Annotated in this window: 11 protein-coding genes; 5 read left to right on the forward strand and 6 right to left on the reverse strand. The window is 46.3% G+C overall.

The genetic code is table 11. The features are described 5' to 3' along the window. Window positions 1-31 precede the first annotated feature (31 nt). From HUB64_RS11445 to gltB, 4 genes are all read right to left on the reverse strand, one after another. A complete protein-coding gene (locus tag HUB64_RS11445) occupies window positions 32-1,021 on the reverse strand; it encodes a cobalamin biosynthesis protein (RefSeq protein WP_012088591.1) in 990 nt (329 codons plus the stop codon). Between the two features lie 22 nt (window positions 1,022-1,043). Next, the gene (locus HUB64_RS11450; protein ID WP_173246143.1) at window positions 1,044-1,754 is read right to left on the reverse strand and encodes a 5'-methylthioadenosine/adenosylhomocysteine nucleosidase; all 711 of its coding nucleotides are present in this window, start codon (window positions 1,752-1,754) and stop codon (window positions 1,044-1,046) included. A 323-nt stretch (window positions 1,755-2,077) separates the two neighbouring features. Continuing rightward, entirely contained in the window at window positions 2,078-3,484 is a 1,407-nt protein-coding gene (locus HUB64_RS11455) for an FAD-dependent oxidoreductase (protein ID WP_173497026.1), read from the reverse strand. 6 nt (window positions 3,485-3,490) lie between these two features. Next, a complete protein-coding gene (gltB, locus tag HUB64_RS11460; protein ID WP_173497027.1) occupies window positions 3,491-7,939 on the reverse strand; it encodes a glutamate synthase large subunit in 4,449 nt (1,482 codons plus the stop codon). A 588-nt stretch (window positions 7,940-8,527) separates the two neighbouring features. Between gltB and HUB64_RS11465 the strand changes: the two genes are divergently transcribed. From HUB64_RS11465 to oxyR, 3 genes are all read left to right on the forward strand, one after another. Further along, window positions 8,528-9,457, forward strand: coding sequence for a TIGR01212 family radical SAM protein (locus HUB64_RS11465; RefSeq protein WP_173497028.1), 930 nt, complete (start codon window positions 8,528-8,530; stop codon window positions 9,455-9,457). A gap of 204 nt (window positions 9,458-9,661) precedes the next feature. After that, complete coding sequence (locus HUB64_RS11470; protein WP_028760840.1) at window positions 9,662-10,027, forward strand: Hpt domain-containing protein; 366 nt, start codon at window positions 9,662-9,664, stop codon at window positions 10,025-10,027. 282 nt (window positions 10,028-10,309) lie between these two features. Beyond that, the gene (gene oxyR / locus HUB64_RS11475; protein WP_028760839.1) at window positions 10,310-11,221 is read left to right on the forward strand and encodes a hydrogen peroxide-inducible genes transcriptional activator OxyR; all 912 of its coding nucleotides are present in this window, start codon (window positions 10,310-10,312) and stop codon (window positions 11,219-11,221) included. A 55-nt stretch (window positions 11,222-11,276) separates the two neighbouring features. Here oxyR and HUB64_RS11480 read toward each other — a convergent pair whose 3' ends face one another. Both HUB64_RS11480 and mutH read right to left on the reverse strand, forming a co-directional pair. Beyond that, window positions 11,277-12,344 carry an adenylate/guanylate cyclase domain-containing protein gene (locus HUB64_RS11480; RefSeq protein ID WP_105249866.1) on the reverse strand — a complete coding sequence of 356 codons (1,068 nt, stop codon included), beginning with the start codon at window positions 12,342-12,344 and terminating at the stop codon, window positions 11,277-11,279. A gap of 122 nt (window positions 12,345-12,466) precedes the next feature. After that, window positions 12,467-13,138, reverse strand: coding sequence for a DNA mismatch repair endonuclease MutH (gene mutH / locus HUB64_RS11485; RefSeq protein ID WP_131523041.1), 672 nt, complete (start codon window positions 13,136-13,138; stop codon window positions 12,467-12,469). 690 nt (window positions 13,139-13,828) lie between these two features. Between mutH and rppH the strand changes: the two genes are divergently transcribed. Further along, on the forward strand, window positions 13,829-14,353 hold the full coding sequence (gene rppH, locus HUB64_RS11490) for an RNA pyrophosphohydrolase (RefSeq protein ID WP_006080762.1): 525 nt from the start codon (window positions 13,829-13,831) through the stop codon (window positions 14,351-14,353). Between the two features lie 23 nt (window positions 14,354-14,376). Continuing rightward, window positions 14,377-16,611, forward strand: coding sequence for a phosphoenolpyruvate--protein phosphotransferase (gene ptsP / locus HUB64_RS11495; RefSeq protein ID WP_105249864.1), 2,235 nt, complete (start codon window positions 14,377-14,379; stop codon window positions 16,609-16,611). Window positions 16,612-16,634 lie beyond the last annotated feature (23 nt).

Below are 16,634 nucleotides of genomic sequence, written 5' to 3' on the forward strand. Positions count from 1 at the left end.
TAACTTCACGTTGAGATAATGCGGCATCATATCACAGGCTTTGTAACCAACGTAAACTTGCCCATAACAAGGGCAGTATAATGATAAAGCTAAACCAGATAGCACAGGCACGTGAGGTCAGCTTAATTGCAGGCGTGATGTCATCACTGGTTGGCTGCGGACCGTAGCACAATTTATCCACATTGATACGCACGCCAGCAAACTTCTGTGGTCCACCGAGCTCGATTCTCAAAATACTGGCCACGAGATTCACACTGAGAACATAACCTCGAATAGCGTGATGATTTTTAGGGGCTCTAAAAAGTTTTGCAAACGCCTTAGGCCCGCCTTGAATGGCGAGCGACAGGCTCCACAACCAAGCCGGAATCGCCAGCAAGATAATGGATACACCATTCACAGTACTGCAGAAATGTTGATACTTTGGTTGAATGGGCGGCCAGCTCAATTCGAGTTGTTTGAGCATGCGCACTGCTAGCACCAGAGGTGCTCCAGCAATAGCGAAAAAGAAAATGGTCGATGCTGTGCCGTAAATAGGCGCTGTGGCGAGTTTTTCTATGGTGGCTTTGGCTAGGCCGATTTCCGACAAACTATCGGTATCGCGCACTACCCAAGGCTGTAAAAGCTTTTTTGCGCTGGCATTGTCTCCACGTTTTAAGGCTTTAGCGATTTCATCGGCGACTTGGCTAAACCCTGCATCGGTTAAGCATAGATAAAGCACCAAAAATTCGAAAAACCATGGAAAGGCGGCCAGTTCGAGCAAAAAGGTGATAATGGCCCAAAACGGAAACAGTAACAGCATCATAGCTAAAAAGCCTGCTGTGGCTTGTTGGCTTGGAGAGCGTTCTGGGCGATTTACCTTGGCGGCGAGTTGCTTAGCTAAATGGCCAAACCAAATAAGCGGCTGCATTTCCCGTGGTAATGGCGCTAACCGCGCCAATAACAAAGCAAAAAAAAGTACCAAAAAGCCTTCAAACAAAGCGCCATCTATCTCGACAAGTTGTTGATAAAAAGAGGTGTGCATTCGGTACTTTCCACTTAAGTGATTATTTTATTGCGCTAGGATTCAGTTGCTCAAGCAGCAACATCACCATCAGAGCCGAGTGATAACCCGCTTTGACAATATAAGAGTCGAAATCCACTGGCGAGTCATTGTTGGCGTTATCCGATAAAGAGCGGATCACCACAAATGGCACTCCAAACTGATGACAAACTTGAGCGATTGCCGCGCCTTCCATCTCACAGGCAGCCATAGTCGGGAAGTTTTTGAGCATGGCTTGGGTGCGAACAGGATCGCAAATAAAGCTGTCGCCAGTACAAATCAAACCTTCAATCGCTTTGACTTCACCCAGTTGAGCAATCGCTTTGTTGGCTGCTTCAACTAAATGTGCGGCAGGAATAAACGCAGCAGGTTGCTGCGCCATTTGGCCAATTTCATAACCAAAGGCGGTGACATCCACATCATGGTGACGCACTTCAGAAGAAATCACGATATCGCCAATGGCCAGCGAATCCACAAAACCACCGGCAGAACCAGTATTGATCACCGCATCCGGCGCATATTTTTCGATGAGTAGCGTGGTCGCAATACTTGCGGCGACTTTACCTATGCCTGAGCGAGTCACTACTACGTCTTTACCCGCGAGAGTACCAGCAATAAATTCAATACCAGCAATGGTTTGCGATGTCGCATTTGTCATGGCGGCGATCAGGTGAGCGACTTCTGGCTCCATTGCGCCAATAATTCCAATTTTCATGGGAGACCTTTTTGATTCAACACTTAAAGAGTGGGACACGGGAATGCTGGCTAATATACCACACAGTTTTATGCAGTCGTTATGGCGAGATTGGGATTGCTTGATAATCGCGGGGTAAAACGCGGGAGGGTTAACGAAAAAAGTGCGCTCCTAAGATGCACGCTTTCATCTATCTATTTTATCCATCAACCGATTGCGATAAGTCACTAGCCAATGGCTGAACTCGTTTGCACGAGTCCAGCCATTGGAGTGCTTGTTAAAATGACAAGGGTAAAATGTTTTTTACCTGTAAAACAAACACGTTGGCGCTTAATCTATAGCGCTTAGTCTAAGTAATTAAGAATACCTTGGGCGGCATCGCGACCTTCGGCAATGGCTGTCACGACTAAGTCAGAACCACGCACCATATCACCACCGGCAAACACCTTCGGGTTGGTGGTTTGGAATGGGTTTTCATCTAACTTACTCGCTTTGACTCGGCCCCATTGATCGAGTTCGATACCGTGTTCGGCAAACCAAGGTGCTGGGCTAGGTTGGAAACCAAAGGCGATAATAATCGCATCGGCTTCGAGCAACTGTTCGCTACCGGCAATCGCTTCGGCGCGTTGACGACCGCTTGTATCGGCCTTGCCCATGGCGGTTTCAACGCATTCAATGCCGATCACTTTGCCATCTTGGGTTTTAATCGCCACAGGTTGACGGTTAAACAGGAAGTTAACTCCTTCCTCCCGCGCATTTTGCACTTCACGACGTGAGCCTGGCATGTTGGCCTCGTCCCGGCGGTAAGCACAGACTACGCTGCTTGCACCTTGTCTGACGGCTGTGCGCACGCAATCCATCGCAGTATCACCACCGCCTAATACCACCACACGTTTACCTTCAAGGTTCAGGTAGGGCGTTTCAGTATTCTGGGTGCCCATTAAATGATGGGTGTTACCAATCAAATAGGGCAGGGCTTGGTATACGCCTTGGGCATCTTCACCCTCAAGGCCTGCTTTCATCGCGGTATAGGTGCCCATACCGAGGAAGACGGCATCGTATTCTTCGAGCAGTTTAGTAAATGGGATGTCCTTACCGACAGTGACACCGAGTTTGAACTCAATGCCCATGCCTTCTAATACACTGCGACGTGTCGCCATAACGGCTTTGTCGAGTTTAAAAGACGGAATACCGTAGGTGAGTAGACCACCAATTTGTGGATATTTATCAAAGACCACAGCTTTAACACCGTTGCGAGACAGAATATCCGCGCAGCCTAAACCTGCAGGACCCGCACCGACAATCGCCACTCGTTCAGGGCGTGGCGTGACCTTGCTCATATCGGGGCGCCAGCCTTGGGCGATCGCTGTGTCGGTAATGTATTTTTCGACATTACCGATAGTGACAGCACCAAAGTCGTCGTTCAGAGTACAAGCACCTTCACAGAGTCTGTCCTGTGGACAAACACGGCCGCAGATTTCGGGCAGAGTGTTGGTCTCATGCACTAAATCTGCCGCTTCCATGATGCGACCTTGTTCCGCTAGCTTGAGCCAGTTAGGAATATAATTGTGTAGCGGGCACTTCCATTCACAATAAGGATTGCCGCAATCTAAACAGCGGTCCGCTTGCTCAGCCACTTGAGGCTGAGCAAAAGGCTGATAAATCTCAATAAACTGAGTCGCACGTTTAGCTGCAGGGTGTTTAGCGGGGTCTTTACGACCCACTTCAATAAATTGAAAATCGTTACTCATGCGCCATTACCCCGCTTTTACAACTAATTCTGGGCTCGATTTCTCTAATTTGAGCAGATCGGCCACGGCAATATTTTTAGGTTTTACTAATACGAAGCAATCTAACCAGTTACCAAAATCACTTAAGATCATCTTTGCATGTTCGCTGCCCGTTTCGGCCACGTGGGCTTCAATCAGACCTTTTAAATGTTGTTGATGGATCGGTGATTCGAGTTTTTGAGTATCGACAAGCTCAGTGTTCACACGGCGATTGAAGCGGCCGAATTGATCGAATACATAGGCAAAACCGCCTGTCATCCCAGCGCCGAAGTTCACCCCTGTTTTACCAAGGACAACCACAATGCCGCTGGTCATGTATTCGCAGCCGTTATCGCCAAGCCCTTCGACCACAGCAATCGCCCCAGAGTTACGGACTGCAAAACGCTCGCCCGCTTGACCTGCGGCGAAGAACTTGCCGCCCGTCGCGCCGTAAAGACACGTGTTACCGACAATGGCGCTGCGCTCACTTTGGAACGGGCTGCCAATTGGCGGGTAGATGACGATTTGGCCGCCAGACATGCCTTTACCCACATAGTCGTTGGCATCGCCGCAGAGTTTTAACTCAAGGCCTGGGCTGTTCCACACGCCAAAACTTTGGCCGGCACTGCCGTTAAAGCTCAGTTTGACCGGCGCTTTGGTGCCTTTCACGCCGAGCGTGCTCGCGATATAGCCTGACAAGGTCGCGCCAACGGAACGGTCGGTGTTGTTGATGCTGTAAGCTGCATCGAAACTCTCGCCCTTATCGACAGCGCTTTGGCATTCGTTTAATAAATGCTGGTTAAGCAGCCCTAAATCCGCCGGTGGATTGGTTTCTTGCCAAGTGCGTGACGAGGTTGCTGGCACCTTGGGTTGATACAAAATCGGCGATAAGTCGAGCCCTTGTTGCTTAGCGGTTTGACCTTCGAGGGCATATAACCATTCGCTGTGGCCGACTAAGTCTTCAAACTTACTCACCCCTAAGGTCGCCATCCATTCACGAACTTCCTGTGCAACAAACTCAAAGTAAGTCATCACTCGCTCTGGCAGACCATGGTAATGGTTGTCGCGCAGGTTTTTATCTTGCGTTGCTACGCCAGTCGCGCAGTTGTTCAAGTGGCAAATACGTAGGTATTTACAACCTAGGGCGATCATAGGCACAGTACCAAAACCAAAGCTTTCGGCGCCTAATAACGCGGCTTTAATCACATCGGTACCGGTTTTTAAGCCGCCATCGACCTGCAGGCGAATTTTATGACGTAGACCATTTTCCACTAGCGATTGATGCACTTCGGCTAACCCTAGCTCCCATGGACTGCCCGCATATTTCACTGAGGTAATTGGGCTAGCACCTGTGCCGCCGTCATACCCTGAAATCGTGATCATGTCCGCATAGGCTTTGGCCACGCCGGTGGCGATCGTGCCCACACCGGGTTCTGACACAAGTTTCACTGAAATCAGTGCTTTAGTATTGATTTGCTTCAAGTCGAAAATCAGCTGGGCTAAATCTTCGATAGAGTAAATATCGTGGTGCGGCGGCGGTGAAATCAAGGTCACACCAGGACGTGCATGACGCAGTCCGGCGATTTCAACACTCACTTTATGGCCGGGTAACTGGCCACCTTCACCGGGTTTTGCCCCTTGGGCGACTTTAATCTGTAACACATCAGCATTAACTAAATAATGCGCCGTGACGCCAAAGCGTGCCGAGGCAATCTGTTTAATCGCAGAGTTGCGTTCAGTATTAAAGCGGCGTGCATCCTCACCACCTTCACCTGAGTTCGAGCGGCCACCTAAGCGGTTCATCGCGATAGCAAGAGCTTCATGGGCTTCGGGGCTCAAAGCACCGATACTCATGGCTGCGCTGTCAAAACGTGAATATAGATTTGATGCCGCTTCTACATCGGCGACATCAATCGATGTTTGTGCGCCCTTAATACCGATTAAGTCACGCAGTGTGGCCACGGGACGATTGTCGACGAGTTCGGCGAATTTTTTATAGCTCGCAAAATCTTTGTCAATCAATGACGCTTGCAAGGTGTTGACCACATCAGGGTTGAAGCAGTGATACTCGCCGCCCTCAACGTATTTCAGCAGGCCACCTTGCGGTAATGGCACATGGGCACGGTAGGCCGCTTTGTGCAGAATAGCTTGGTCTTGGGCGATGTCTGCAAAGCCTGCACCCTCGATGCGGCTAATTACGCCTTTAAAACACAGTTCGATCACTTCGCTGGCAATGCCTATGGCTTCAAATTGCTGACTGCAACGATAGGAGCCGACAGTGCTGATGCCCATTTTGGACATGATCTTACGCAAGCCTTTTTCGATGCCGTAGCGGAAGTTCAACATCAATGCCGTGGTATCGGTTAAGTCATGGCGTTTTGCCAGTTCGGAAATTGACTCATACACTAAATACGGATAAATCGCCGTGGCACCAAAGCCAAGCAATACGGCAAAGTGATGCGGATCTCGCGCCGATGCGGTTTCAACAATAATGTTGGTGTCGCAGCGCAGGCTCTTATTCACCAGCATTTGCTGCACAGAACCGACCGCCATGGCCGCGGGGATCACTTGCGCCGTTTTACCTATGGCTCTATCCGAAAGGATCAACAAAGTCGTGCCGCTGCGGGCTAAACGCTCGGCTTCGGCTGTGATACGGCGAATGGCACTTTCTAAGCCTTCCTGTGGTTCGTAATTTAAATCGACAATATTGGCGCGATAGTAAGTGCTATCTAATCCCAGTAACTGGTTAAAATCACTGAATAATAAAATAGGTGAATTGAACATTACCCGGTAAGCATGCCCAGTCGTTTCATTGAAGAGGTTCTGTTCACGGCCAATACAAGTGGTCAACGACATGACGTGCTTTTCACGTAAGGGGTCGATAGGTGGATTCGTTACTTGAGCAAATTTCTGCCTAAAATAGTCATACAGTGAACGTGACTTTTTCGACAATACCGCCATAGGTGTGTCGTCGCCCATGGAGCCTGTGGCTTCTTCACCTTGCTTCGCCAATACCCAAATGACTTGTTCTAATTCCTCACGGGTATAGCCAAATTGTTTTTGGTATTGCAGCAATAGCTCAGGGCTTAACTCGCTGGCACCGTGCTGCTCAGAGGCTAAATCTTCCGCTGGCGTTAAAGTACGGCTGTTTTTCGCCATCCACTCTTTGTAAGGGTGGCGGCGTTTAAGATCGTTATCAATTTCAAAAGATTGGTACAGGCGGCCGTTCAAGGTATCTAATACCAGCAATTCACCAGGCCCAACACGGCCTTTTTCGATGACTTCATCGGCGGCGTAATCCCAAATACCCACTTCGGAGGCTAAGGTCAAAATACGATCTTTTGTGATCACATAACGCGATGGACGCAGACCGTTACGGTCTACGGCGCAGGCGGCATGGCGACCGTTGGTCATCACAATACCAGCCGGACCATCCCAAGGCTCCATGTGCATAGAGTTAAAGTCATAGAAGGCTTTTAATTCGTCATCCATTTCCGGATTACTTTGCCAAGCAGGCGGGATCAATAGACGCATGGCACGGTATAAGTCCATGCCACCAGATAACAGCATTTCCAGCATGTTATCTAAAGATGAAGAGTCTGAGCCTGTTTCATTCACAAAGGGAGCGGCCTGCTGCAAATCTGGTAGTAGCGGTGAATTAAACTTATAGGCACGGGCGCGGGCCCATTGACGGTTACCCGTAATCGTATTGATTTCGCCGTTATGGGCTAAATATCTAAACGGCTGAGCTAATGGCCATTTAGGAGAAGTATTGGTTGAGAAACGCTGATGGAATAGGCAGATAGAGCTTTTTAAGCGAATGTCCGCGAGATCGGGATAAAACGCGGGCAAGTCTACAGGCATCATCAGACCTTTATAGACGATAACTTGGCCTGACAAACTCGCGACATAGAAGTCTTTGTCGTCGGTGATCTGCTGCTCTAGGCGGCGACGCGCCATATAAAGGCGACGTTCCAAGTCTTTTTCACGCCAGCCAATGGGGGCGTTGATCAGCACTTGATAGATTTGTGGCAGGCTAGCCTTGCCAATTTCACCTAACACATCGGGATTGACAGGCACCTTGCGCCAGCCTGCAATACTTAAGGTTTCACGCTCGAGTTCGCGCTCAAGAATAAACTTGGCTTGGTCAGCCAGTTCATCATCTTGACTTAAAAACAGCATACCTACGGCAAATTTTCTGCTCAAATGCCAATCATTTTCCGCGGCAATCGCTTCAAAAAATTGCACGGGTAATTGCATTAATAAACCACAGCCGTCGCCAGTGCGACCGTCGGAGGCAATGCCCCCTCGGTGCTTCATGCGATCTAGACCATGGATTGCCGTGCGCACTATACGGTGGCTGGCTTCGCCATCCATCTGTGCTATCAACCCAAAACCACAATTGTCCCGCTCAAAACTGGGATGATATAAGCTCATACAAAAACCTCCCTAGACCTCAACTGATTACTACTCGGGGAGAAAATGTAAAGACTTTCTATAGATATGCACCCGAACCACCCAAATTAGCCTGAGATTCAATAAAGGTCAAACCAAAAATTTGCATAAAACATGGGTATTAATTCATGTTTCATACACAAATCACAATTGCCTTACGTTAACGTCAACAGTAAAATGTGCCGTATAACATTATGAATAAAAAGAATTTTAAAAACTATCAAACTCAAAATTTACCAAGGTGTAACATGCTGATGGGATTGTTTTTGATTTAGAAATAGTGATTTTTATTGCAAACACAGTAAATAGATAAAAAATTAAAATTGTTGAATTGTTATTCATTTTTGATGTGAGCAAGATCTCAGCGGTAAGCTGGCTAATTTGAGGGTGCGCACATTTATGATAATAACGGTATGAGTCAGGTGGGAATTTGATGTAGCGCCAAGAAAACTCTCGCTACCTTATTTACACTAAGCTTTTTCTTCTATTTGTTCACGTATTTTCTTTTCTATTTGTGATTTTATCTTGGTTATTCTCAATGAAGCGATATGAAATTTGGTGGGTGCTCTGATGGGGCTTGATGCATATGTGAACACCTTTGGTGCCGTTTGTAAGGCGCGATATGGCACCCGACTGCGAAAACTCACTATAGATGCCAAGTTTACTTGCCCTAACCGTGACGGCACTTTAGGGCGTGGAGGTTGTACTTTCTGTAATGTGGCGTCATTTAGCCATCAAACTGCTGATGTATTGAGTATTACTGAGCAACTCGAACAGGGTAAGAGCCGCTATCGTGAGGCGAAGCCTCAGGCACAAGCCGATAAATTTATTGCTTATTTTCAAGCTTACACTAGCACTTACGATGAATATCAAGTGTTAATGGCTAAGTACGATGAAGCGGTTAAAGATGGCGAGATAGTCGGTTTATGTGTAGGAACTCGCCCCGATTGTGTGCCGAATAATGTACTGGATTTACTGGCGCGTTATCAGGCAAATGGTGTCGATGTGTGGTTAGAACTCGGGTTGCAAACAGCCAAAGATGAAACACTGCGTAGAATTAACCGTGGCCATGATTTCGCCTGTTATTGTGACACTGTGTCTAGGGCGAGAGCTCGCGGTCTTAAGGTGTGCACTCATCTCATTCTTGGTTTACCCGATGAAACCCATAGCGATTATATGGCGACTTTAGCTGCTGTATTGCAGCATGGCGTTGATGGCTTGAAGCTACATCCTTTGCATATCGTCGAAGGTAGCACTATGGCTAAGTCGTGGCGAAGTGGGCGCTTACCTTTATTGAGTCTTGAGGATTATGCCCACAGTGTCGGCGAGATGATCCGCCATACCCCCCTAGACGTGATTTTTCACCGTGTCACCGCTTATGCGAAAAAGCCTATGCTATTAGCACCCGATTGGTGTGCCTATCGTTGGGATGGATTGGTGGCGATTGTGGATAATTTGCAGCATTATGGTGGACAAGGGCACGCATTAGCGCAACGATAGAGGCAAGTTAGTGGGATAAATTTACTCCCTAAATGTTATGTCGTCGCTATTATTTCGTAAGCGTTTATTTACGACTATTAGTTTGTTTTTTGTTAATTTTAATCTGAATTAGACCATGAATATCGCTATAAGTTGCACTGACAATTTTAGTGGGTATCATGTGATAAATTCGTTTTAAGCATTGAACCACTTAAGGGAGGCCTTATGGCCACAGTTGAATTAGAAGCAATCCTAGATCTCAATACTCTCGAACAGTACTGCAGCGCCATTGGTGCCGGTACCTTACTCAAGAGTGTGGTGTTATTTGAGCAGTTAATGCCTGAATATGTTGGAAATCTAGTGAAAGCTAACGACGCAGCAGACAAAGATACCTTATGTTCAGAAGCACATAAATTTAAAGGTGCTGCAGGTTCTGTGGGGTTAAAACGTATTCAGCAGATCGCCCAGTTATTACAGCATGGCGAAGAAGCAAGATGGGATGCTGAACATGGCTCTTGGGTTGCTGACATCGTTGAACACGCGAGTGCAGATTTACAACAGTTAAAGTTATTCCTCCAAGCCAAAGCATAAAATATTACTTGCTAAGGTAAGTTAAGGCGCAGCGATAATGTCTATTGTTGCGCTCAATTGAGTGAATCTTGCATTGGTTTTACGATTAAGTTTATTGTTTTCGACATTTTCTTGTTAGCGCTTTTCCCATCTTATTTTGTTACTCCCACTTAAGTTTTACGGCGAACCGATTGAATATCGATTCGGGTCACAATCCTGATATCTTATGCCGCGTTATTGCTCATCACTTATGCTAAAGTAGATTTAATTTCTTAATTCATAACCTTCATGGCAATCGAGAAAATGAAAAGTTTACCTAGCTTAAAAAACTTATTCTATTTGGTGAATCTCCATCAAGAGCAGAATTTTAACCGCGCCGCTAAGGTGTGTTTCGTCAGTCAATCAACACTTTCAAGTGGGATCCAAAACCTAGAAGAGCAGTTAGGGCATCAGTTGATTGAGCGAGACCATAAGTCATTTATGTTTACCGCCATTGGTGAAGAAGTGGTGCAGCGCGCCCGTAAAATTCTCACTGATGTGGATGATTTGGTGGAATTAGTGAAAAATCAAGGTGAGCCGATGACGGGGGATATTCGCTTAGGCTGTATTCCAACCATAGCGCCTTTCCTATTGAGTCGTGTGATCCGCCAGTGTCAGCAATCTTATCCGGCGATGAGTTTATTATTGAAGGAAGATACCACTGAGCGTTTGTTAGATGCTTTGGGGAAAGGAGAGCTGGACTTATTAATCCTAGCGCTACCCGTTGATACTAGCGGTTACCACAGCATGAAAGTGGGCATAGATCCTTTCAAAATGGTGGCCCACAAAGATTTAGCGGGTGGCATACATCAACCTATTGATTATCAAACTCTGCCGGACGAGAGTATTTTTCTTCTGCAAAGTGAGCATTGCATCACAGGCCATGCTATTACTGCATGTCAGCTAGGTGATAGTGCGAAAGTCAATCCGTTTGCCGCCACCAGTTTGCATACTTTAGTGCAGATGGTGAACAGTAAACTGGGCACCACGTTTCTTCCGCAAATGGCCATTGACGCGGGTATTTTGAATGACACAGATTTAGTGGTGATGACGCCACCGGGTGAGGCACCTTACCGTGATATCGGCCTTGTCTGGCGTCAAACCACCAGTCGGATCTTAACTTTCCGCACTTTAGGTTTAATGATCCAAAAATTATTAGCTAAGGACGAGGAATAAACTGACTGTAACTGCAAAGCATTAATTCAAGCTAAAGCTTAAAGTCGATTACAAATCAGAGCGGGGAAACGCCAAACACTTCAATTGAGTGTTGTTTCCCTTTGAGTTTGACTGGGCCTAGATTTGATAGGTGATACTGAGTGTTGGGGTTATCTAAACGTCCTGCGAGTGCGCCTGAAATCAACATGCGCTGTCCTAGTGGATTACATTGATCTTGCAGTCTTGCTAAGGTATTGAGCACGTCACTAAAGAAACTAATTTCTTGTTTCTGTACACCAACAACTGCAGCGACGACTTGGCCACAATGGGCCGCCGCTTTAAATTTCGGCACAAAGCCATAATGCTCTTCAAAGTAGCGGCGTTGCCAGTTCAGTTGTTGGCTAAATTCAAAATAAATATTCATGCAGCGGTCGTGAACTATCCCTTCTTCTAATGGCCAGTGAAGCAGCACTGCATCTCCCATATAGCGGTAGATTTCAGCTTCGTTATTGGACACTGTATCTGAAAGTAAACTAAAGCTGTCTTGGATCAATCGACTAAAGCGGTAATCGCCAAGTGATTCGGCATGTGTGGTTGAGGCGACCATGTCTAAATAGAGGAATAAGCGCTGCTCGTATCTTGGCTTGTGGTATTTACCAAGGCCTATGTTGAGTAAAATACGCGGCCCGACTAATAATGCCATTTGCTCGACAAAAGCTAAGCTGACTCGTACAACGACCAAATATACGATCAATGCTTGGAATGAAGGACTATAGAGAATGTGCGCCGTCAGCATTTGTCTGAGGGTCGACATGTGATTTTCGATGGCCCACATATTTAAAAACTGAGTCATGTAAGCTAACGTCGTAGCACCCAGTAATAAAAACAAGCCCTTAAAGATGACTGAAAACACATAGGGGAGGCGATTGATTGCACTGAAATCGGCAATGACGTTCGACATCCAATGTAAGCTGCCGAAAATAATCCCCATGTAGATAGCAAGTGTTGCGAGATCAGCCGAACTTACCGCCCATTGGGGCAGCTCTGGTGATTGGGCATATCGAAAAAACACGAATGCAGCCATGGCAATCGCCCAAGCTAAAATCGCAAAAAGGAGTTTTTTCGCTTGTCTACGTGCTCTCACTGCTTGATTGGTATCCGAATACGGCTGTGATTTCAGGATGCCGTAGTTTATAGAAAAGAGTCACCTTAGTGCCAGTGAAATTTGTGATCTGGATCAATCCAAGTCCATATCGTTACTAAAAATTAACCAAATACCTTATTAAGTATCATAGCAGTGAAACTGGTCTTTAAATAAAAACCCCTAGGGTTAGTCATTTTGAGGCTACCATCTTCGGCAATGCTTTGTGTTAACGCCTTACTATTCGCGGCCTTAGGTCGCAATTGCAGCACTTCGCCGTGACGCGCTGTAAGCCTCTCTACTTTTCCGAGGGCGATAAGCTCCATGATCTCTTCCCAATCCTGTTGCAGTAATTGCAACTCGTGCGGATCTGGTTCCCACAATATTGGTGTACCTATACGGCGCTCACCCACAGGAATATGCCTCTCTCCTTCAACGGGTACCCAAAGTACTCGCTGTAACTTATGGCAGACTAAGCTGTTTTGCCAGGTTAATCCTTGGATATTCGATAGCGGCGCCACGCAGACATAAGTGGTCTCCAGTGGTCGCCCCTGTGTATCAATGGGGATAGTTTTAAGCTCGACCCCTAAATGCAGAAAATCTTGCTCAGGTTTAGAACCCGCCGTTGCGCCTAATTCCATTTCGATTAATTGACCGACCCAACCTTTATCGCGTTTAAGATCCTTGGGGACACGAATGCTTCTTTGGCTTGCTATCTGCGCCAAACTCACGCCCGCCATCATGTTGGCACGTTCGAGTAGTTCAGATAGATTTTCGGGGGGGATAATTCGATTCATGGTTGGATTTTACTTAAAAATAACCGCTTAGCAATGGCGGTTAAAAAACGAGCACTACAGGGGGAGTGAACTTGTACCGAATGTTTTTATTCTAAGTAACTGATTTTAAATTTTATATCCGTGTTAACCCCCGTTTTGCAAAAAAGTGTTCAAAGTTACTCTCTGCTTTCCCTTGCGTTCCCCACATACTTATCCACAGATATTATGGATAACTCAGGAAAGTGAGCCTCTTAACCTAATAAAAATCCTAAGTCAATGCGAATAAAGTGCATTTATTCTGGCTTTTGTGGACAGTTGTGGACACTATTTGTGTATAAAGTTGAGTAATATCGCGAGAATGATAGAAATACTTCTTGCTGGTCAAATAATGAGCTTTATTGGTTTTTTAGTCTAAAATAAATCATGATTAATGTGCAAGTTTATGAATTTGTTTGCTATTAAGTTTTAACGCTAAATTTTAAAAACGATGGTAAATAGATGTTTTTTGAACGTTATAACAAGTTCACCTGAGTTTCAAACAGAGATATCCACAGAAAATGTGGATATCCCCGGATTCCATCCCCTAGCATTGTTGATAAATGTCTTTTAAGTCAGATGTTATCCAAAGCTTAGGATAAAATAGAGGTTTGCTGAGAGACTAGCTTTATGAAACAATCAGTTTATTAAAATTTAATGTGATTTGGAGTCCATGTGATTGATAGCGACGGCTTTCGCGCAAATGTGGGCATTATAATTTGTAACAGATATGGCCAAGTCATGTGGGCTAGACGTTTCGGTCAACACTCATGGCAATTTCCTCAAGGTGGCGTCGATGATGGCGAGACAGCAGAAGAGGCTATGTACCGTGAGTTGTATGAAGAAGTGGGCCTAAGACCTGAACACGTGCATATATTAACCTCGACCCGTTCTTGGTTGCGCTATCGTTTGCCAAAGCGTTTAGTCAGACAAGACAGTAAACCTGTGTGTATCGGGCAAAAACAAAAGTGGTTTCTGTTACAACTGAAAAGCCAAGATAGTGCGATTAATTTGAGTTCTTCTGGGCATCCTGAATTTGACGATTGGCGCTGGGTAAGTTATTGGTATCCTGTGCGGCAAGTCGTGTCATTTAAGCGTGATGTTTATCGTAAGGTGATGAAAGAGTTTGCGGTAACGGCATTGTCATTCCAAACCCTAGAAATACCTAGGAAACGGGGAAGACAAAAAACAACGGGCTGATTTTCAAAAGAGGATTGAAAACAGTGTTAAATACGCTTAGGGATATTACTCAGGCTGTGGCATCTGCCCACAGTTTGGAAACCGCATTAGAAATCTTAGTTTCATCGACTAAAGCGGCGATGGAAACCCAATGTTGCTCCATCTATATCCTAGAAGAGCAAGAACTCGTGTTATCTGCAACCGATGGTCTTGAAAAAAGCGCCGTTGGTCGAGTACGTATGCCGCTGACTGAAGGTTTAGTTGGACTCGCTGCCCAGCGAGAAGAGGCCGTTAATTTAGCGGATGCTCGGCTTCATCCAAGGTTTAAGCTTTTTCCTGAAGTCGCCGAAGAAGAATACCGCGCTTTTTTAGCTGTACCTATTATCTACCAGAAGGCTGTGGTTGGGGTGATAGTGGTACAGCAGGCGAGTGCTCGTCAATTCAGTGAGGGCGAAGAAGCCTTCCTGATGACCCTCGCCGCCCAATTAGCGATGGCAGTGCGTGGGTTAAAACAAAAAGCACAAGTCAGCTCCCATCATCAACAAATTCTGTTTCAAGGTACTTCAGCATCAAACGGTATCGCCATTGCGTATGCCTTCGTACTTGGTGGGGAAATCCCCCTTGAACAGCCTGAGGTGCGTTCTGACGATATTGCCTATGAATCGAGTCGCTTAACTACGGCTATGGTGCGTTGTAAAGAAGCGATAGGTGCCTTATCTCAACGGTTTGATCGTGAGCAAGATGACGAAGTTGTCTCCATTTTCAATGCATTACAGTTACTGCTCGATGATGCTAGTTTAGGCGGCGAATATACCCGTGAAGTGCAATTAGGCTGGGCTGCTGAGTCGGCGGTGAGCCGAGTGTCTCTACGTTATATTCAACAGTTTTTAGCAATGGAAGACCCTTACCTTAAGGAGCGGGCTAGCGATATTCGCGACTTAGGTCAAAAAGTATTGCGCCAACTTATTGAGCCAGAACGTCTAGAGCTTGAGCCCGATAAACCTGTAATCCTCATTACCCGTGAAGCCGATGCGACTATGTTGGCTGAGTTCCCAAGGCAAAAGCTTGCGGGTATTGTCACGGAGCTTGGTGGCGTAAACTCCCATGCCGCCATTTTAGCCCGCGCCTTAGGTGTGCCTGCAATCACAGGTGTCGAGCAACTGTTATCTGCCAATATTGACCAAAAACTTCTAGTCGTAAACGCAAGCCGTGGTCAGTTATTGGTGTCGCCATCACCCGCTATTGTCGGTGAGTATCGTAGCCTTATTTCGGCACAAAAAGCCTTGCAACGCCAGTATGCCCAAGAATTAGCGCTGCCTTCTGTAACCTTAGATGGTTCACGTATTCGCTTGTATCTCAATGCGGGATTACTCAGTGGTGTGGCCTCTGAAATTGCAGAGGGCGCCGACGGTATTGGACTTTATCGCACTGAAATTCCTTTTATGTTGCAACAGCGCTTCCCGAGTGAATCTGAGCAAGTCAAAGTCTATCAACAGGTCTTATCGGCAGCGTCCGGTCGACCTGTGGTGATGCGTACTTTAGATGTGGGAGGCGATAAACCTTTACCGTATTTCCCGATTAAAGAAGACAATCCTTTCCTTGGATGGCGCGGTATTCGCTTGTCTCTGGATCATCCTGAGCTGTTTTTGGTGCAGTTACGGGCCATGCTACAGGCTGGGGGAGACGGTAAACAGTTAAGTATTTTGCTGCCTATGGTCAGCAACTTAGATGAAATCGATCAATCCTTAGAATATTTGCAACAAGCCTATGTTGAATTAAAAAACGATGTTAACAGCGACATAGTGATGCCACGAATAGGCATTATGCTCGAAGTGCCCGCCATGCTATATCAGTTGGATGATGTGGCAAAACGAGTGGATTTTGTCTCTGTTGGTAGTAATGATTTAACCCAATATTTATTGGCTGTTGACCGTAATAACCCGCGGGTAAGCTCGTTATTTGACAGTTATCATCCTGGAATATTGCGGGCTTTGCATCAGGCGCACCTAGATTGTCGATACCATAAACTCGATATTAGTATCTGTGGAGAGCTCGCGGGCGAACCTATGGGAGCAATTTTGCTGGTGGCTATGGGATACGATCAGTTGAGTATGAATCAGGGCAGTTTAGCGCGGATCAATTATCTATTGCGACGTGTTGCGCGGGCCGATTTAGATCAATTACTTGCTAAAGCGCTGAGCCTATCAAACGGCTTCCAAGTGCGTGAGCTGGTTAAAGAATATTTGACCCAGCAGGGTCTTGCAACAATTCTTAATTAACTAATGCTGTGTTTTGCTTTAAG

This window comes from Shewanella sp. ISTPL2, assembly GCF_013283205.1.
GTDB lineage: Bacteria > Pseudomonadota > Gammaproteobacteria > Enterobacterales > Shewanellaceae > Shewanella > Shewanella oncorhynchi.